16 protein-coding genes and 1 tRNA gene are annotated in these 18,542 nt (G+C 71.0%); 5 read left to right on the top strand and 12 right to left on the bottom strand.

Features of this window, described 5'->3' with window-relative positions:
- The first annotated feature begins 1 nt into the window (after position 1).
- On the top strand, positions 2–769 hold the full coding sequence (locus tag ACIQ9G_RS19365) for a class E sortase (protein WP_403610775.1): 768 nt from the start codon (positions 2–4) through the stop codon (positions 767–769).
- A 79-nt stretch (positions 770–848) separates the two neighbouring features.
- Here the strand turns inward: ACIQ9G_RS19365 and pknB are convergent, their stop codons facing one another.
- The 6 genes from pknB to ACIQ9G_RS19335 all read right to left on the bottom strand — a co-directional run bounded on the left by pknB (position 849) and on the right by ACIQ9G_RS19335 (position 9,024).
- On the bottom strand, positions 849–2,849 hold the full coding sequence (gene pknB, locus ACIQ9G_RS19360; protein WP_403610772.1) for a Stk1 family PASTA domain-containing Ser/Thr kinase: 2,001 nt from the start codon (positions 2,847–2,849) through the stop codon (positions 849–851).
- 169 nt (positions 2,850–3,018) lie between these two features.
- On the bottom strand, positions 3,019–4,503 hold the full coding sequence (locus ACIQ9G_RS19355) for a penicillin-binding transpeptidase domain-containing protein (protein ID WP_403610770.1): 1,485 nt from the start codon (positions 4,501–4,503) through the stop codon (positions 3,019–3,021).
- A complete protein-coding gene (locus ACIQ9G_RS19350) occupies positions 4,500–5,936 on the bottom strand; it encodes an FtsW/RodA/SpoVE family cell cycle protein (RefSeq protein ID WP_392192142.1) in 1,437 nt (478 codons plus the stop codon). Before ACIQ9G_RS19350 ends, ACIQ9G_RS19355 begins: the two co-directional genes overlap by 4 nt.
- A gap of 27 nt (positions 5,937–5,963) precedes the next feature.
- Complete coding sequence (locus ACIQ9G_RS19345) at positions 5,964–7,511, bottom strand: Stp1/IreP family PP2C-type Ser/Thr phosphatase (protein ID WP_403610767.1); 1,548 nt, start codon at positions 7,509–7,511, stop codon at positions 5,964–5,966.
- 120 nt (positions 7,512–7,631) lie between these two features.
- On the bottom strand, positions 7,632–8,150 hold the full coding sequence (locus ACIQ9G_RS19340) for an FHA domain-containing protein (protein ID WP_403610764.1): 519 nt from the start codon (positions 8,148–8,150) through the stop codon (positions 7,632–7,634).
- Between the two features lie 10 nt (positions 8,151–8,160).
- A complete protein-coding gene (locus ACIQ9G_RS19335) occupies positions 8,161–9,024 on the bottom strand; it encodes an FhaA domain-containing protein (protein WP_403610761.1) in 864 nt (287 codons plus the stop codon).
- 657 nt (positions 9,025–9,681) lie between these two features.
- Here ACIQ9G_RS19335 and ACIQ9G_RS19330 point away from each other — a divergent pair.
- Positions 9,682–9,765: transfer RNA gene (locus ACIQ9G_RS19330), tRNA-Leu, on the top strand.
- Positions 9,766–10,103: 338 nt separating this feature from the next.
- Here the strand turns inward: ACIQ9G_RS19330 and ACIQ9G_RS19325 are convergent.
- Positions 10,104–11,315: an acyltransferase family protein gene (locus ACIQ9G_RS19325; RefSeq protein WP_403610758.1), complete on the bottom strand. Its 1,212-nt coding sequence runs from the start codon at positions 11,313–11,315 to the stop codon at positions 10,104–10,106.
- Between the two features lie 544 nt (positions 11,316–11,859).
- On the opposite strand from ACIQ9G_RS19325, the gene ACIQ9G_RS19320 reads away from it, so the two are divergent.
- The 3 genes from ACIQ9G_RS19320 (at position 11,860) to ACIQ9G_RS19310 (ending at position 14,697) form a co-directional block, all read left to right on the top strand.
- Positions 11,860–13,320: a DUF2252 domain-containing protein gene (locus ACIQ9G_RS19320; protein ID WP_403611302.1), complete on the top strand. Its 1,461-nt coding sequence runs from the start codon at positions 11,860–11,862 to the stop codon at positions 13,318–13,320.
- Positions 13,321–13,459: 139 nt separating this feature from the next.
- On the top strand, positions 13,460–14,308 hold the full coding sequence (locus ACIQ9G_RS19315) for a hypothetical protein (protein WP_403610755.1): 849 nt from the start codon (positions 13,460–13,462) through the stop codon (positions 14,306–14,308).
- A gap of 59 nt (positions 14,309–14,367) precedes the next feature.
- Positions 14,368–14,697, top strand: coding sequence for a rhodanese-like domain-containing protein (locus ACIQ9G_RS19310; protein ID WP_403611299.1), 330 nt, complete (start codon positions 14,368–14,370; stop codon positions 14,695–14,697).
- Positions 14,698–14,924: 227 nt separating this feature from the next.
- On the opposite strand, the gene ACIQ9G_RS19305 is transcribed toward ACIQ9G_RS19310, so the two are convergent.
- Genes ACIQ9G_RS19305 through paaA form a run of 5 tightly spaced genes read right to left on the bottom strand, consistent with a single transcriptional unit; the run spans position 14,925 to position 18,538 of the window.
- Positions 14,925–15,989 carry a 2Fe-2S iron-sulfur cluster-binding protein gene (locus ACIQ9G_RS19305; RefSeq protein WP_403610753.1) on the bottom strand — a complete coding sequence of 355 codons (1,065 nt, stop codon included), beginning with the start codon at positions 15,987–15,989 and terminating at the stop codon, positions 14,925–14,927.
- Positions 15,989–16,534: a 1,2-phenylacetyl-CoA epoxidase subunit PaaD gene (gene paaD, locus ACIQ9G_RS19300; protein WP_403611295.1), complete on the bottom strand. Its 546-nt coding sequence runs from the start codon at positions 16,532–16,534 to the stop codon at positions 15,989–15,991. Before paaD ends, ACIQ9G_RS19305 begins: the two co-directional genes overlap by 1 nt.
- Positions 16,531–17,250, bottom strand: coding sequence for a 1,2-phenylacetyl-CoA epoxidase subunit PaaC (paaC, locus tag ACIQ9G_RS19295; protein WP_403610750.1), 720 nt, complete (start codon positions 17,248–17,250; stop codon positions 16,531–16,533). Before paaC ends, paaD begins: the two co-directional genes overlap by 4 nt.
- Positions 17,247–17,534, bottom strand: a complete 288-nt coding sequence (paaB, locus tag ACIQ9G_RS19290; protein ID WP_020119451.1) for a 1,2-phenylacetyl-CoA epoxidase subunit PaaB — start codon at positions 17,532–17,534, stop codon at positions 17,247–17,249. Before paaB ends, paaC begins: the two co-directional genes overlap by 4 nt.
- Positions 17,531–18,538, bottom strand: a complete 1,008-nt coding sequence (paaA, locus tag ACIQ9G_RS19285; protein ID WP_403610746.1) for a 1,2-phenylacetyl-CoA epoxidase subunit PaaA — start codon at positions 18,536–18,538, stop codon at positions 17,531–17,533. Before paaA ends, paaB begins: the two co-directional genes overlap by 4 nt.
- Between the last annotated feature and the right edge of the window lie 4 nt (positions 18,539–18,542).

The following is an 18,542-nucleotide window of genomic DNA, read 5'->3' as shown; positions in this document are numbered from 1 at the left end:
AGTGGCAGCGACCACGGACGGCACGGCAGAGCACAGCCACGGCGGCGAAGGACACGGTGACGCGTACGGCTCCGCACCGCCTCGCCGGCGCCCCGGCCGGCTGGCCTTCGCGGTCAGCGTCTTCGGCGAACTCCTCATCACGGCGGGCCTGGTCCTCGGCCTGTTCGTCGTCTACTCCCTGTGGTGGACGAACGTCCTCGCCGACCGCCAGGCCGATCAGCAGGGCCACCGGATCCGTGACGAGTGGGCCCACTCCGGCTCCGGCGCCCCCGGCGCGCTCGACACCAAGGACGGCATCGGCTTCCTGCACGTGCCGTCGATGGACAACGGCGAGGTCCTGGTCAAGAAGGGCACGTCGACGGAGGTCCTGAACGACGGCGTGGCCGGCTACTACGCGGACCCCGTCAAGGCGACCCTCCCGACGACCGGCAAGGCGGGCAACTTCACCCTCGCCGCCCACCGCGACGGCCACGGCGCGAAGTTCCACAACATCGACAAGATGCGCAAGGGCGACGCGATCGTCTTCGAGACCAGGGACAAGTGGTACGTCTACAAGGTCTACGACATCCTCCCGGAGACCTCGAAGTACAACGTCGAGGTCCTGTCGTCGGTCCCGAAGGAGTCGGGCGTGACCAAGCCCGGCCACTACATCACCCTGACGACCTGCACCCCGGTCTACACGTCCCGGTTCCGGTACGTGGTCTGGGGCGAACTGGTCCGGGTGGACAAAGTCGACTCCCGGCGCACCCCGCCGAAGGAACTGAGCTGAGCGACGGCACGACGGAGCCCCTGGCCACTCACTCAGCGAGTGGCCAGGGGCTCCGGTCGTCAGGGGCTGGGCCTTGGGATCAGCCGAAGATTCCTCCTGGGCCGCCTCCGCCGCCTCCGTTGTTGCCTCCGTTGTCGCCTCCGGCCCCGAAGGTGGTGAGGGTGATCACTGTGGCGCCGGGATTGTCGACCTGCTGGTTCCCCTTGGGGTCCTGCTTGACCACGAGGGCCCCGTCGCTCTGGTCACTGCCGCCCGCGAACTGGATCTGGGTGAAGCCGGCCTGCGCCAGGATCTGCTTGGCCTGTCCCACCGTCTGACCGACGACGCTGGGCACCGGCGTCTTCTGTTGCGCCGGCTGCTTGCCGATCTGGATGCTCACCTTCGACCCCGGGTCGGCCTTGGTGTTGGCCGTCGGCGAGGTCTGGATGACCTTGCCCACCTGGTTGGGGTCGTTGGTGTCCACCTCGGTGCACTCACCGACGAGGTTGTTCGCCTGCATCTGCTGCTTGGCGGCGTCGCAGGTCTGGCCCGTGACGTCGGGCACCTGGGCCTGCTTCTTCTCGATGGCGACCGTGAGGGTGACCGTGGAGCCCTTCTGCTTCGTCGAGTCGCCCTTGGGGTCCTGGTCGATCACGACGCCCGGGGACTGGTCGGACTCCTGGGTCCGCTTCTCGACGACGAAGCCCTTGGCCTTGAGCTGCGACTCGGCCGTGTCGAAGGTGAGCCCGCGGACGTCGGGCACCGTCACCTTCGGCGCCCCGGTCGACACCACCAGGTTGATGGTGTCGCCCTTCTTGACGTCGGTGCCCTCCGTCGGGTCCTGGGAGCAGACGTTGCCCTTCGGCTGATCCTCGCAGGGCTTCCGGGTGGGCGGGGCCAGCTTCAGGTCGGAGTTCTCGGCCATTCGCTTGGCGTCGTCGTAGCTCTGGCCGACGAAGTTGGGCGCCTTGAGGGTGCCGTCGCCCGCGTTGCCGCCGCTGAAGGCCCACTTGCCGATCAGGATCGCGCCGACGAGCACCAGGACGCCCGCGACGACCAGCAGGATCGTCGAGGTGTTGGACTTCTTCTGGCGGCGCCGGTCGGGGCGGTCGTCGTAGCCGAAGCCGCCGTCGTCCGGGCTCATCGGCGGCAGCATCGTCGTGGCGCCGGCTCCGGCGTCCGAGCGCAGGGCCGTCGTCGCCTGGTCGTCGCCGTAGCCGCCGTAGCCGACCGCGCCCAGCGCGGCGGTGGCGGCGACAGGCTGGCCGTCGAGGCAGGCCTCGATGTCGGCGCGCATCTCGTCGGCGGACTGGTAGCGGTAGTCCGGGTCCTTGACCAGTGCCTTCAGCACGATCGCGTCCATCTCGGACGTGATCTCGGGGTCGAAGACGCTGGGCGCCTGCGGCTCCTCGCGGACGTGCTGGTAGGCCACCGCGACCGGGGAGTCGCCGACGAAGGGCGGGCGGACCGTCAGCAGCTCGTAGAGCAGGCAGCCCGTCGAGTACAGGTCCGAGCGGGCGTCGACCTGCTCGCCCTTGGCCTGCTCCGGGGAGAGGTACTGGGCGGTGCCGATCACGGCCGCCGTCTGCGTCATGGTCATGCCGGAGTCGCCCATGGCGCGGGCGATGCCGAAGTCCATCACCTTGACCTGGCCGTTGCGCGTCAGCATGACGTTCGCCGGCTTGATGTCGCGGTGGACGATGCCGCTGCGGTGGGCGTACTCCAGACCCTGGAGGATGCCGATGGTCATCTCCATGGCCCGCTCGGGCAGCAGCTTGCGGCCGCTGTGCAGGAGCTCACGGAGGGTGGACCCGTCGACGTACTCCATCACGATGTACGGGATCGAGACCCCGTCGATGTAGTCCTCGCCCGTGTCGTAGACCGCGACGATCGCGGGATGGTTGAGCGAGGCGGCCGACTGGGCCTCCCGGCGGAACCGGGCCTGGAAGGACGGGTCGCGCGCGAGGTCCGCGCGCAGCGTCTTCACTGCCACGGTGCGGCCGAGGCGGGTGTCATGCGCGAGGTAGACCTCCGCCATGCCACCACGACCGAGCACCTGGCCCAGTTCGTACCGGCCGCCGAGGCGACGCGGCTCTTCCATAGCTACCTACCAGCCCTCTCCGTCGGTCTCGAGCGGCACCCGTGTGCCGCCTGAGGCTGCCGTCCGGGCCTACCGTACCCGGCTCGTTCTGTGTGACCTGGCCAAGCCCGTCACCCGATACAGGACCGGTATCGCAACGTGCACCGATGTGAAGGCGACGTGACAGGGGTCACTTCTTGGAGTTGATGACCGCCTCCATCACCCGCTTCGCGATGGGGGCCGCGAGGCCACCGCCGGAGATGTCGCCGCGGTTGGCGTTCTCGTCCTCCACGACCACGGCCACCGCGACCGGCGAGCTGCCGTCGGGCATCTTGGCGTAGGAGAGGAACCAGGCGTAGGGGTTCGCGCTGTTCTCGACGCCGTGCTGGGCGGTACCGGTCTTGCCGCCCACCGTGACGCCGCCGATCTGCGCCTTCGTGCCCGTGCCCTCCTTGACGACCGTCTCCATCATCGACTGGAGGATCTGCGCGTTCTGCGGCGTCAGCGGCCGGCTCAGCTCCTTCGGCTTCGTCTTCTCGATGGGGTCGAGGTTGTGCGACTGGAGCTCGTCGACCATGTACGGCTTCATCAGCTTGCCGTCGTTGGCGACGGCCGAGGCGACCATGGCCATCTGCAGCGGGGTGGCGGCGGTCTCGAACTGGCCGATCGAACTGAGCGCGGTGTTCGGCGCGTTCATGTCCTGCGGGAAGTTGGAGACCGCGGAGCGGACCGGCACGAACTGCTCGGCGTCGAAGCCGAACTTCTTCGCCTCCGCCAGCATCTTGTCCTTGCCGAGGTCGTATCCCATCTTGCCGAAGACGGTGTTGCAGGAGACCCGCAGCGCCACCCGCATGGTGGCGTTCTTGCAGGGGATGTTGCCCTCGTTCTTCAGCTCCGTCGTGCTCTGCGGCAGGATCCACGGCAGCGGCGACCTGGTGGGCGAGTCCGCCGAGCTGTAGAGCCCGTTCTCCAGCGCGGCCGCCGCGGTGACCACCTTGAAGGTGGAGCCCGGCGGGTAGGTCTCGCGCAGCGCCCGGTTCAGCATCGGGTCGCTGGCGTCGGACTTCTTCTGCAGCTTCTTCCAGGCCTGGGCGTCCGTGTCGGACGTGCCCGCGAACGCCGACGGGTCGTACGACGGGTAGGACGCCAGCGCGAGGATCTTGCCGGTGGCCGGGTCCAGCGCCACCGCGGCGCCCTTGCCGCCCTGGTTCTTCAGGCCGTCGTACGCCGCCTTCTGCGCGGCCGGGTTGAGGGTGGTCACCACGTTGCCGCCCTGCTGGGGCTTGCCGGTGACCATGTCGAGGGTGTTGCGGAAGAAGAGCCGGTCGTCGTTGCCGGTGAGGATGCCGTCCTCGATGGACTCCAGCTGGTTGGCGCCGAAGGCCTGCGAGGCGTATCCGGTGACCGGCGCCCACATGGGGCCGTCCTTGTAGGTGCGCTTGTACTTCAGGTCGTTGAGACCGTTGCGCTTGGTCTCGGTGGACCCGGTGACGGGGTTGCCGCCGACGATGATGTCGCCGCGCGGGGTGGAGTAGCGCGCGATCGTCACCCGGCGGTTCTTGTCGTCGTTCTTGAGGTTGTCGGCCTTGACGTACTGGAGCCAGTTGTCCCGGATGAGCAGGGTGAGGACGAGGAGTCCGCAGAAGATCGCGATCCGGCGCAGGGGCTTGTTCACGGGCGGACCACCTGGGTCATCTCGGCGTCGGGGTTGGAGGCGGGGGCGGGCGCCGGGCGGCGCGCGGTGTCGCTGATCCGGATCAGGATGCCGACGAGGGCCCAGTTGGCGATCACGGACGAACCGCCGTACGCCACGAAGGGCATCGTCATACCGGTCAGCGGGATGAGGCCCATCACACCGCCGGCCACGACGAAGACCTGGAGGGCGAACGCGCCCGAGAGGCCGATGGCGAGCAGCTTGCCGAAGGGGTCGCGGGCGGCGAGGGCGGTGCGCACGCCGCGCTCCACGATCAGGCCGTAGATCAGCAGGAGCGCCATGATGCCGGCCAGGCCGAGCTCCTCGCCGAAGGTGGCGAGGATGAAGTCGGAGTTGGCGGCGAACCGGATGAGGTCGGAGTGGCCCTGGCCGAGGCCGCTGCCGAGGGTGCCGCCGGAGCCGAACGCCCACAGAGCCTGCATGGCCTGCTCGGAGTGGCCGCCGACGCCCTGCTGGCTGAGCGTGTACTCCTTCATCGGGTCGAGCCAGGCCTGGACGCGCTGCTGCACGTGCGGTTCGAACGAGGCCACGCCGACGGCGCCCGCGCCGGACATCAGCAGACCGAAGACGATCCAGCTGGTCCGCTCGGTGGCGACGTACAGCATGACGACGAACATTCCGAAGAACAGCAGCGACGTACCGAGGTCGGTCTCGAAGACCAGGATGAGGATCGAGATGAACCAGACGACCAGGATCGGGCCGAGGTCGCGGCCGCGGGGCAGGTAGAGGCCCATGAAGCGGCGGCTGGCGAGGGCCAGCGCGTCGCGCTTCACCATCAGGTAGCCGGCGAAGAAGATCGCCAGCACGATCTTCGCGAACTCACCGGGCTGGATGGAGAAGCTGCCGATGTGGATCCAGATCTTCGCGCCGTAGATGTTGGCGCCCAGGCCCGGGACCAGCGGCAGCAGCAGCAGGACCAGCGCGCCGACCATGGAGATGTACGTGTAGCGCTGCAGGACGCGGTGGTCCTTGAGGAAGACCAGCACCACGGCGAACAGGGCGATGCCCATGGCCGTGTACATCAGCTGCCGCGGCGCGGCCGCGCCCGCCTGCTTGATCGACTGCAGCAGCTTGGACTGGTCCAGCCGCCAGATGATGACCAGCCCGAGCCCGTTGAGCAGGGTGGCCAGCGGCAGCAGCAGCGGGTCCGCGTACGGGGCGAACTTGCGGACGACGACATGTCCGACGCCGGCCAGCAGGCCGAGGCCCAGGCCGTAGCTCAGCAGGCCGGACGGCACCTCGTTGTTGATCGCCAGGCCGACGTTGGCGTAGGCGAACACCGGGATGACGACGGCGAACACCAGCAGCGCGAGCTCGGTGTTGCGTCTGCTGGGCGCTCCGATGGCGCCGATGGTGGACGTGTGGTGCGTCGACGGGTTGGAAGTACTGCTCATCGTGTGACAGGGCCTCTCACGGCTTGCCTACTGCTTGCCGCACAGCGAGACGACCTTCTGCTCTTCCTCCGAGAGAGTGGGGCCGGGGCTGGGAGTGGGCGCGGCGGACGTGGACGGAGACGGGGACGACGGTGTCTTCGACGCCGATGGATTCGGTGTCGGTGTCGCCTTGGACGTGAGGGAGGTGCGGGTGGTTCCCGTGGTGCCTCCGGCCTGGCCCTCGCCCGTCTTGGCGTTGTTCTGGCTCTCTGCGGTCCGGCGCTCGGACTCCTTCTTGCACGCGGAGGCCTGCACGGACAGTTCGTCGATCTTCTTCTGGGCGGACGCGAGGCCGCCCTGCGCGATCGTCGCCTTGACCTGCTTCTGCTGGTAGGGAGGCAGGTACTTGAGTTCGATCTCGGGGTGGTCCTTCTCCAGCTTCGACAGCTTCACCCACGCCAGGTCCTGGCTGATGCCCTGGTAGAGGGCGAGGTGCTCCTCGTTGGCGCCGACGTAGTACTGGGTCTGCGTCCAGCGGTAGCCGCCGTACAGACCGCCGCCGATCACGGCGAGCGCGAGCACGCTGTAGAACGATCTCTTCAGCCACCGGCGGCCCTTCCTGGGCTTGACGAAGTCCTCGTCGCTGTAGCCGCCGAAGCTTCCGGTGGGGACGTAGCCGGTGGTGTCGCCGGAGCCGGGCGGGCCGAACTCGCCACCCCCGCCGCCCTGTCCGGGGACGTGGCGGCCGAGGCCCGAGGCGCGGCCGGCCGGCGTCTGCATGATGCCGTTGTCGTTGAGGTGGAGCTGGTTCTCGGCGACCGCGCCGACCACGACGGGGGTGTCGGACAGCTGCCCGGCGAGGGTGTCGCCGGTGTCCAGGTCGAGGACGTCGGCGACGATGACGGTGATGTTGTCCGGGCCGCCGCCGCGCAGTGCGAGCTGGATCAGCTCCTGCACGGTCTCCTGGGGGCCCTGGTAGCTGGCGAGGGTCTCCTCCATCGTCTGGTGGGAGACGACGCCGCTGAGGCCGTCGGAGCAGATCAGGTAGCGGTCGCCGGCGCGGACCTCGCGGATCGACAGGTCGGGCTCGACGTGCTCGCCGCTGCCGAGGGCGCGCATGAGGAGGGCGCGCTGCGGATGGGTGGTGGCCTCCTCCTCGGTGATGCGTCCCTCGTCGACGAGGCGCTGCACCCAGGTGTGGTCCTGCGTGATCTGCGTGAGCACGCCGTCGCGCAGCAGGTAGGCGCGCGAGTCGCCGACGTGCACCATGCCGAGCCGCTGGCCGGTCCACAGCAGGGCGGTGAGCGTGGTGCCCATGCCCTCCAGCTGGGGGTCCTCCTCGACCATCGCGCGCAGCTGGTCGTTGGCCCGCCGCACGGCCGCGCCGAGCGAGGTGAGGATGTCGGAGCCGGGCACGTCGTCGTCGAGCGCGACGATGGTGGAGATCACCTCGGAGGAGGCGACCTCGCCGGCGGCCTGGCCGCCCATGCCGTCGGCGATCGCGAGCAGGCGCGGACCGGCGTAGCCGGAGTCCTCGTTGCCCTCGCGGATCATGCCTTTGTGCGATCCGGCGGCGAAGCGCAGTGACAGACTCATGCGCACCTCGCCCGTCGGCTCCGGGTACATCCGCACGGTGCCCACCCTCCGGTCGGGAGCGCGCCGCGGCTCGGGGTGCCGGCCGCCACTGCGTGCTCGCTCCGCTCGCTCATTGTCGTACTACTTCCGCAGCTCGATGACGGTTTTACCGATGCGGATCGGCGCGCCCAGCGGGATCGGTGTGGGGGTCGTCAGCCGGTTCCGGTCCAGGTACGTGCCGTTGGTGGATCCGAGGTCCTCGACGATCCACTGGCCGTCGCGATCCGGGTAGATCCTGGCATGGCGGCTGGAGGCGTAGTCGTCGTCCAGCACGATCGTGGAGTCGTGCGCACGGCCCAGGGTGATCGTCTGGCCCTGCAGCGCGACCGTGGTGCCGGTGAGGGTGCCCTCGGACACCACGAGCTTGGTGGGGGCGTTGCGGCGCTGTCGGCCGCCGCCGCCCTGCTGGCCGCGCTGCTGCGGCGGAGCGGCCGTCTGGCGCGCGGCCTGCTGGGGCCGCGCGGCCTCGCGGCGGGCTCCCCGCTGGGTGACGCGCGTACCGAACAGGTCGCTGCGGATGACCTGCACGGCCACGATCACGAACAGCCACAGTACGGCCAGGAAACCCAGCCGCATGACCGTGAGGGTCAGCTCTGACATTGCCCCCGGTTCACCCTTCGGCTTGCCTATAGATAACGGTGGTGCTGCCCACGACGATCCGCGAGCCGTCGCGGAGCGTAGCGCGGGTGGTGTGCTGCCCGTCCACCACGATGCCGTTGGTGGACCCGAGATCCTGGATCGTCGAGGGCGTTCCGGTCCGGATCTCACAGTGCCGGCGGGAGACGCCGGGGTCGTCGATCCGCACGTCGGCTTCGGTGCTGCGGCCCAGCACCAGCGTCGGGCGGGAGATCTGATGGCGATTGCCGTTGATCTCGATCCAGTGGCGGGTGCGGCCGCCGGTCGCCGGGGCGTTGGCGGGCCGCTGCGCGGCGGGCTGCGGGTAGCCGTACCCGCCGGGCCGGCCGCCGGGCGGCGGCGCGGACGGCATGGGAGGCGCTCCCGCGGGTCCTGCGGCCTGCGGGTGGCCGTAGCCGCCCTGGGCGCCGGAACCCGGGCGTCCGCCCTGGGCGGACGGGGACGAGGGCGCCTGCTGGCTGCTGGAGGAGGCGAGCGTCCGGCTGCGGACCCGGTAGAGGCCGGTGTCCAGGTCGTCCGCCTTCTCCAGGTGGACCTTGATCGGTCCCATGAAGGTGTAGCGCTGCTGCTTGGCGTAGTCGCGCACCATGCCGGCGAGCTCGTCGCCGAGCTGGCCGGAGTAGGGGCTCAGCCGCTCGTAGTCCGGCGTGCTGAGCTCCACGATGAAGTCGTTGGGTACGACGGTCCGGTCGCGGTTCCAGATGGTCGCGTTGTTGTCGCACTCGCGCTGGAGCGCACCCGCGATCTCCACGGGCTGGACCTCGGACTTGAAGACCTTGGCGAAGGTGCCGTTGACCAGACCTTCGAGACGCTGCTCGAACTTCTTCAGGACTCCCATGGGGCACCTCCTCCGTCGTTGCCGTCGTAGCGGGTCTTGCCGTCGTGCTGCGTACTGCTTACCTGGTACTGCTTACTGATCGTATCCACGCGCCGGTAAATCGGCTGGTTCCCCCTGTCCGCCCCGTCGACGGGTGTCGACGTCTCTGCGGGTTCCCCGCGGAGCTGCCTCCGAGGTTCCCCGCCGAGCTTCTCTCCGAACCTTGCGGGAAGTACTCCTGCGCGTACTTCTGCCCAGGATCGTAGAGGCGGCTGCAGACCAGTGTCCCGCACCCGGCGGTGGACCTGTCCCGGCTCCCGGGGAGACGGGCCCGACCGGTACGAGGTTGATACGTGAACAGGCTCACGTCGAGACGGATCGGGGGGCTTCCGGTGCTCCTGGGAGCGGGGCCGGCCCAGGGACGGTCCGGGAGTGGCCCGGGGACGGCTCGTGGGTGGGCTGAGCGGGGGCGGAGGCGGAAGACGTGGGGCGGTGAGGCCCGCGGTGGCGGGGCGGGGAGGCTCTCGTGGGGAGGGCCGGTGCGGGGGCGGTCCCGGTCGCCGGGGCCGGGGGTGGGCCCGGGGAAGGGATGTGAACCCACCCCCTCCTACGTGCTAATGTTCTGGATGTCGGAAGGCGCCGGCCCCCAAGGGGCGGGAGCCGGAGGACACACCCAATGCGCGGGTGGCGGAATAGGCAGACGCGCTGGATTCAGGTTCCAGTGCCCGCAAGGGCGTGGGGGTTCAACTCCCCCCTCGCGCACAGCGAAGAACCGATGAACGGGTCTCTGACAGTGACGAAAGTCCTGCAGAGGCCCGTTTTTCGTTGCTTCCGCCGGATGTGAGGCATCGCACGGTCGAGGGTGAGACGCGTCAGGGCCTCCGACGCGTGAGGTATCTCACGCCGAGTTCGACGGCCGGCGTGCGGTGTTCGGCGCCCAGGTGCTCCGTCACTTCTCGCCCCTGCCCGCGCGCCCCGCCGGCTCGCGGGCCGACGGTGATCGGGCACCGGCGAGGCTGCCGGGCATGTGGGCCGTCGATCGCCGGAGTTGGCGAATGAGGCGTGGCGAGCAGCAACCCGAGCTTCCTCGAGATGGCCGCTCAAGGGCGCAGCGCCGGAGCCCGCAGGCGGAACGTGGCGGTGTTCAGCGAGCGTCGCAGGGCCAGCGCGATCGGGCGCTCGACGAACCGGTGCGCCAGGTACGACAGTACGACCAGGCCGCTTGTCACGACCGCGACCAGGGCCAGGGGGTCGACACGGTCGCCGTAGTGGTGCGCGAGGCTCATCCCGATCGTGTCGTGCAGGAGGTACAGCGGGAAGGTCATCGCGCCCGCGACGGTCAGCCCACGCCATCGGATCCGGTTCGTCCAGCCGAGTGCGATGGCGCCGATCAGCAGGAAGAACAGGGTGACCACCAGGATCAGCCAGCCGCGCGACGGCGACCAGGTGAGCCAGTTGTTGCGCCCGCCGGTGGGCGCCAGCAGGAAGTGCAGCGCCAACAGCCACGACATGGCGACGATGCCCCACAGCAGCGGGGTCGGCCGGTACCGGTACATCAGGTGGAAGGCCAGGCCCGCGATGAAGTACGGGGCGGACGGCGGGTTCACCGCGAGCGTGAGCAACGGGATGTGCGCGGCCGGCGCGAGCACCGTGGCGAGCGTCCAGGCCCCGCAGAAGAGCACCACGCGCTGGTAGCTGAGGCCCTTCCACACCACGACCGAGAACGTGAGGTAGAAGGCGAGTTCCGGCCAGAGCGTCCAGTAGACCGAGTCCAGGTTGGCCACACCGAGCGGTGTCTGCAGCATCGTGAAGTTCGCGAAGAGCACCCGCGGGTCAGGCGGCCCGAACGGGCTGTCGGCGAAGTAGAGGACGCACGCCGACACCACGACCGCGATCCAGTACATCGGGAACAGACGGGTGACGCGCGAGATGAAGAAGTCACGTGGGCTGCGCCCCCACGCGCTCATGCAGATGACGAAACCGCTGATCAGGAAGAACAGGTCGACGCCGAGTCGTCCGAAGGCGAAGTAGGGGTGCAGTTCGGGGAAGGTGGCTTGGTACGGGCGGCCCCAGATCCTCTGCATCGTTCCGGGGGTCTGGCCGACGAAGTGGAAGAGCACCACCGACAGCGCCGCCAGGAACCGCAGTCCGTCCAGTGCGGCGAGCCGCTCCCTTCGCACGACGCCCGGCCCGGTCACGATCGCCCGCGCCGCGGGTGCCGCCCGCGACAGCGGCACGTCCCGCGCGGTCGGCTTTCGGCTCGGCGGCTTCGGGGCCGTGCCGGCCGCTGCCCTGTGATCCGTCCGGATCATGCGTCTCCCGTCCCAGGAACGTCCTCTTCCGACAGGGCCCTGGAACGCGATCACAGGCCGCCGAACGGATGCGCACATGCCCGGCCGGCACGCCTTCCGTTCGGGGCGGGTGACGGTACCGTCCCGGCCCACGGGGCTGCCCCTACCCGCTGCCGACCGTGCAATACAGGGCCGCCGAGGTGAGAAGGCCCTCCCCGGAACCGCGCCGACGAACGCCGGTGTCCGCGTCGGTGAGGGGGCGCGTCCGCCGGCCGCGGAGTCGTGTCCGGGGCCCGGTGCCGTCCACAGCCGCCGAGTTGTCCACAGCCGCCGAGTTGTCCACAGGGTCTGACGCCCTCGGGCCGACGGCGGTACGGTCGCCACGAGTTGATGTTGTCTTGGCACGGGTGCGGATGTGCGCGCGGCGGGGGAGGCGGTCGTGGTGACCGAGATCGGTGCGGGAGCGGTGGGGTCGGTGCCGGCGCGGCAGGAGGCCTCTCAGGAGGCGCGGCCGGAGATCCGACAGGAATCCCGGCGGGAAACCGGGCAGGAGGCGCGGCCGGAGATCCGGCGGGAGGCGGGTCAGGAGGTGGCCGACGGCGGGCGTGCGCGCCGGCTGCCGCGGGTGCGGGGCTTCGCCCGGTGGTCCGGGCAGGGATCCGCCGCGGGGGACGGGTCCCCGGACGGCGGGTCGCCCAAGAAGCAGGGGAAGGCGCTGCGCCACCGGGTGCCGCGTTCCGCGCACGCCGCTCTGGACCCGGACGGCTCCCGTCCCGACGCGGTGACGGCGGTCGAGCAGTCCAACCTCGGCCGGATACCGGAGCTGACCCCGATCCGGGTGGGCCGGATGGCGGCGACGCCGTTCGCCTTCCTGCGCGGTTCGGCGGGTCTCATGGCCCACGACCTGGCCCGTACGCCCATGACCGGGGCAGCGGCGCAGATATGCGGGGACGCCCACGCGGCCAACTTCGGCCTGTACGGCGACGCCCGCGGCGGCCTGGTCATCGACCTGAACGACTTCGACGAGACGGTCCACGGCCCCTGGGAGTGGGACCTCAAGCGGCTGGCCACCTCGCTGGTGCTCGCCGGCCGGGAGGCGGGCTGCGACGAGGAGAGCTGCCGCGAGGCCGCGCACGACGCGGTGGGCGCCTACCGGCGCACCATGCGGCTGCTGGCCAAGCTCCCGGCCCTGGACGCGTGGAACGCCATCGCGGACGAGGAACTGGTCTCCCACACCGACGCCCACGACCTGCTCGGCACGCTCGAGCGGGTCTCGGAGAAGGCGCGGGCCAACACCAGCGGACGCTTCGCGGCCAAGTCGACCGAGCCCACCGAGGACGGCGGCCGCCGCTTCGTGGACGCCCCGCCGGTGCTGCGGCGGGTGCCGGACGCGGAGGCCACGGCGGTGGCCGCCTCGCTGGAGGAGTACCTGTCCACGCTCTCCGAGGACCGGCTCCCCCTGCTGGCCCGTCACGCGGTGCACGACGTCGCCTTCCGGGTGGTCGGCACGGGCAGCGTGGGCACCCGGTCCTACGTGGTGCTGCTGCTGGACCACCGCGGCGAGCCGCTCGTCCTGCAGGTGAAGGAGGCGAGGCCCTCCGCGCTGCTGCCGCATCTGGCGACGGCCGGATTCGAGGTGCCCGAGGTGGCGCACGAGGGCCGGCGGGTGGTGCTCGGCCAGAAGCGCATGCAGGTGGTGAGCGACATCCTGCTGGGCTGGACGACGGTCGACGGACTGCCCTTCCAGGTGCGGCAGTTCCGCAACCGCAAGGGCAGCGTCGACCCGGCCGCGCTGGCGGCCGACCAGATGGACGACTACGGCCGCATGACCGGCGCCCTGCTGGCCCGCGCCCACGCCCACAGCGCCGACCCCCGCCTCATCGCCGGCTACTGCGGCAAGAACGAGGAACTCGACGAGGCCGTCGCCGCCTTCGCCGTCGCCTACGCCGACCGCACGGAGGCGGACCACGCGGACCTCGTGGCGGCGGTGCGGGCAGGCAGGATCGCGGCAGAGTCAGGGGTGTGACGGAAGGCAGGGATGTGACGGAAGACGGGGATGTGACGGAAGGCGGGGGCGTGACGGAAGGCGGGGGCGTGACGGGGGCGGCCCGCCCTTTCGGGGCGCGGTGAGCCAGGGCGCCGCCCGCGTGGCCTAGGCTGGTCGGGTGACGACCCCGGAAGCTGAGCAGGGTGACGTCGCCGGGGCGGCTCGGTCGACGTCCGACGGTGCTGCGGCACGTCCCGAGGAGCGCCTGGAGCGGGCCGTACGGGCCGCCGAGCAGGCGCTGATCGAGTACGAGATCGCGGTGGAGACCTTCCGAGTGGAGGTCGAGAACTTCTCCCGGCTGCACCAGCAGAGACTCGGCCCCCTCTATGCCCGCCTGGAGGAGCTGGAGGCGCAGATCGCCGAGGCCACGGCGGCACGCACCGGTGACCCCGACGACCTGCGCAGGGCGGACGAGGCCCGCGCCCGGCTGATGCCGATCCCCGGTGTCGAGGAACTGCTCGACGGCTGGATGGACGGGGAAGGCCTGTTCCCGGAGGCCGCGGCGATGCTCACGGACCAGCCGGTGCGGCCTCCGCAGCGGGTGCGCCCCAGCGAGGAGGCCCGCAGGCTCTACCGCGAGCTGGCCCGCAAGGCACACCCCGACCTGGCGCAGCGGGAGGAGGAGCGCAAGCGGCGCGAGGAGTTCATCACCCGCGTCAACGCCGCCTACGCCCGGGGCGACGAGACGGAGCTGCGGGAGCTGGCCGCGGAGTGGGCCGCGGGCCCGGTGCCCGCCGAGCGGGAACCGAGCCCCAGCGAGGAGCTCTACGCCCGTCTGGAGTGGCTCGCGCAGCGCAAGGAGCTGCTCACGATGCTCGCGAAGGAGCTGGAGGACAGCGCGATCGCCTCGATGCTCCGCCTGGCTCCCGACGACCCCGACCGGCTCCTGGAGGAGATCGCCGAGCAGCTGCGCGCCGACGTGACGGCCCGCGAGGCTGAACTGGCCACGCTGCTGGGCCAGGGCTGAGCGACGGCGTCCCCGTGCCGGCTTCGGGTAGCGTCGGGGGCATGCATTTCGGAGCTGGTGTGCCCACGGTCGAGGTCGGCGATCTCAAGGACGACGACTTCCTGCTGGACGTCCGCGAGGACGACGAGTGGCAGGCGGGCCACGCCGAGGGGGCGCTGCACATCCCCATCAGCGAGTTCGTGGCGCGCTACGGCGAACTGACCGAGGCGGCGCCCCAGGACGGGCGCGTCCATGTGATCTGCCGCTCGGGCGGACGCTCGGCCCAGGTCGCGATGTACCTGGTCCAGCAGGGTGTCGACGCGGTGAACGTCGACGGCGGCATGCAGGTGTGGGCGGCCTCCGGCCGGCCGGTCGTGACCGACGAGGGCCGGCCGGGCCACGTGCTCTGAGGCCGTAGTCCGCGGCGACCGCGGCGACCGAGGTATCTGCGGGATCCGCGGCGTCCGTGCGGCGTCAGCCGAAGGGATGTGCTGTCAGCGGCCGCCGGGCCGCCGAACCGTCGGCCGGGTGCCGAGGGCTGGTCCTGATGGTGTGTCAAAACACAACAGGTCCCAGGCAAAAAGGGAACAGGGGACGGTGCGGCGGCCGCCTCCCGCGCGCGGCAGGCGGCCGGTCCTCAGCGGTCGAAGTCCAGCTCCACCTGCTCGGTCGCCGGATGCGACTGGCACGCCAGCACGTACCCCGCCTCGGTCTCCTCCGGTTCCAGCGCGAAGTTGCGGTCCATGCGCACCTCGCCCGTCACCAGGAAGGCCCGGCAGGTGCCGCACACGCCGCCCTTGCAGGCGTAGGGCGCGTCGGGCCGGTTGCGCAGCACCGTCTCCAGCAGGGTCTCCCCGTCCTGGACCGGCCAGCTTCCGCCGCGCCCGTCGAGCCGGACGGTCACCGTGCTGTGGGCGGGGGCCGCTGCGGTCGGGACGGGAGCAGTCCCCGCGTCCACGTGGAAGATCTCCTGGTGGATCCGGGTCCGGGCCACCCCGAGCCCGCGCAGGGCCCGCTCGGCGCCCTGCACCAGACCGTACGGCCCGCACAGGAACCAGCCCGCCACGTCCCCCACGGGCAGCAGCGCCGGAAGCAGGTCCGTGAGCCGCTCCTCGTCGAGCCGGCCGGACGGCAGGCCCGCCTGCTGCTCCTCCCGGGAGAGCACCGTCACGAGGTGCAGCCGGTCCGGGAAGCGGTCCTTCAGGTCGGCGACCTCCTCCAGGAACATCGTCGAGGCGGTCGTGCGGTCGCTGCGGATCAGGCAGAAGCGTGCTCCGGGCTCACGCGCCAGCAGGGTCGAGGCGATCGACAGCACCGGCGTGATGCCGCTGCCGCCGACCACCGCCGCGTAATGGCCGGGGGCGGGCTCCAGCGTGAAACGTCCCGCCGGGGTCATCACCTCCAGCTCGTCGCCGACGTTGATCTCCTTGAGCGCGTACGTGGAGAACGCGCCGCCCTCCACCAGCCGCACGCCGACCCGCAGCGTTCGCGGCCCGTCGCCGCCGGGCTCCGGGGCGGGGGAGCAGATCGAGTACGTCCGCCGTATCTCCGCCCCGTCGGCCGTCCGCCGCAGGGCGAGGTGCTGGCCCGGTGCGTGCCGGTACTCGACGCGCAGCTCCGGCGGTACCGCGAGGGTCAGCGCCACGGAGTCGTCGGTGAGCCGGTCGACCGCGGTCACCCGCAGCGGATGGAAGCGGGCCATCACACCTCCTTGAAGTGGTCGAACGGTTCGCGGCAGGAAAGGCAGCGCCGCAGCGCCTTGCACGCGGTGGAGGAGAACCGGCTGAGCAGCTCGGTCTCCGCCGCACCGCAGTGCGGGCAGGGGACGGGGGCGGTCGCGGCCACCGGGTCCGGCGCCGGGGACAGCGTGCGCGTCGGGCCGAGCTCCAGCGCGACCGTTCCCGAGCCGTCGCGCACACGCGGCGGAGCTATGCCGAACTCCCGCAGTTTGCGGCGCCCCTCGTCGGAGATGTCGTCCGTCGACCAGGCGGGTGCCAGCACCGTGCGGACGGTGACCTCCCGCAGGCCGTGCTCGCGCAGCACCCGCTCGATGTCCTGGGACATCGCCTCGATGGCCGGGCAGCCGGTGTAGGTCGGGGTCAGCTCGACCTCGACGGAGTCCGCGCCGCGCAGGTGCACCGCGCGCACCACGCCCAGCTCCTGCAAGGTCAGCACGGGCAGCTCGGGGTCGGGCACCGAGCCCGCGAGGCGCAGCAGCTCGGTCTCCAGCGGGGTCGCGGTGGTCACCATGACGCCCCCGGGTGGCTGCGGTGCAGGTGCTGCATCTCGGCGAGCATCCGCCCGAACGGCTCGGTGTGCAGGCCCTGCCGGCCCGCGCCCGCCGCCCACGCCCCCGACTGCGGCCCCTCGGGCAGGGGCAGGGTGGCCCGGCGCAGCACGTCGCTCACGGACTCCAGCCAGGCCGACCGGAGCGCCGCCCAGTCGACGTCCAGTCCCTCCACCGGCTGGAACATCTCGCCGGTGAACCGCCACAGCGCCTGGCAGGCCCGCCGCATCCGCTCGTGGCTGACGTCCGTGCCGTCGCCGAGCCGCAGCGTCCACTGCTCGGCGTGGTCGCGGTGGTAGGCGACCTCCTTGACGGCCTTCGCCGCGAGCGGGGCGAACACCCCGTCACCGGCGGCCAGCCGGGCGTACAGAAGGTGCTGGTAGGTGGAGAAGTAGAGCTGGCGGGCGATGGTGTGCGCGAAGTCGCCGTTGGGCTGCTCGACGAGCTGGAGGTTGGTGAAGGCGCGCTCCTCGCGCAGATACGCCAGCTCGTCCTCGTCACCGACCATCGACAGCAGCACGCGGGCCTGCCCCAGCAGGTCCAGCGCGATGTTGGCGAGGGCGACCTCCTCCTCCAGGACGGGGGCGTGCCCCGCCCACTCCCCCAGGCGGTGGGAGAGCACCAGGGCGTCGTCGCCCAGGGCGAGGGCGGCCGTCGTCGCGACAGTGGCGGTCACAGGTGCTTCACCCCCTCCGGGATCTCGTAGAAGGTCGGGTGCCGGTAGGGCTTGTCGGCGGACGGCTCGAAGAACGGGTCCTTCTCGTCCGGCGAGGACGCGGTGATCGCCGAGGACGGCACGACCCAGATGGAGACGCCCTCGCCGCGCCGCGTGTACAGGTCGCGCGCGTTGCGCAGGGCCAGCTCCGCGTCCGGGGCGTGCAGGCTGCCGGCGTGGGTGTGGGACAGACCGCGCCGGGAGCGCACGAAGACCTCCCACAGGGGCCAGTCGGTGTTGGTCATGCCTGCTTCACTCCCGTCTCACCGGTGTGCTTGGCGGCGTGGGCCACGGCCGCCTCCCGCACCCACGCGCCCTCGTCATGGGCTCGTCGGCGCTGGGTGATGCGCTGTTCGTTGCACGGTCCGTTGCCCTTGAGGACGTCGTAGAACTCCGTCCAGTCGATGGCGCCGAAGTCGTGGTGCCCCCGCTCCTCGTTCCACTCCAGGTCCGGGTCGGGGAGGGTGAGGCCGAGGCTCTCGGCCTGGGGGACGCAGATGTCGACGAAGCGCTGGCGCAGCTCGTCGTTCGAGTGCCGCTTGATCTTCCAGGCCATCGACTGCGCCGAGTGCTGGGAGGCGTCGTCGGGCGGGCCGAACATCATCAGCGACGGCCACCACCAGCGGTTCACCGCGTCCTGGGCCATCTCGTGCTGCTCGGGGGTGCCGCGGCTGAGGGCGAGCAGCAGCTCGTACCCCTGGCGCTGGTGGAAGGACTCCTCCTTGCAGATGCGGACCATCGCGCGCGCGTACGGCCCGTAGGAGCAGCGGCACAGGGGCACCTGGTTGGTGATCGCGGCGCCGTCCACCAGCCAGCCGATCGCGCCCACGTCCGCCCAGGTCAGGGTGGGGTAGTTGAAGATCGAGGAGTACTTCTGGCGGCCGGTGTGCAGCTTGTCGAGCAGCTCGTCGCGGCTGGTGCCGAGGGTCTCGGCCGCGCTGTACAGATACAGCCCGTGGCCCGCCTCGTCCTGGACCTTGGCCATGAGGATGGCCTTGCGGCGCAGGGAGGGCGCGCGGGTGATCCAGTTGGCCTCCGGCTGCATGCCGATGATCTCGGAGTGGGCGTGCTGGGCGATCTGCCGCACCAGCGTCGCGCGGTAGCCGTCGGGCATCCAGTCGCGCGGCTCGACGCGCTCGTCGGCTGCCACGGCGGCGTCGAAGGCCCGCTGCTGGGCGTCGGTGCTCTCCGTGCCCGACGCGTCGTGCGCCTGGGTGCGGGCCGGCTGGTGCGCGGCTGCTGTCGCCATGCGG

Origin of the sequence: Streptomyces sp. NPDC096152 (genome assembly GCF_044763235.1) — a bacterium.
Classification (GTDB): Bacteria; Actinomycetota; Actinomycetes; order Streptomycetales; family Streptomycetaceae; genus Streptomyces.
Note: the sequence above shows the minus strand (reverse complement) of the source record. Positions and strands in the feature narration are given on the sequence as shown.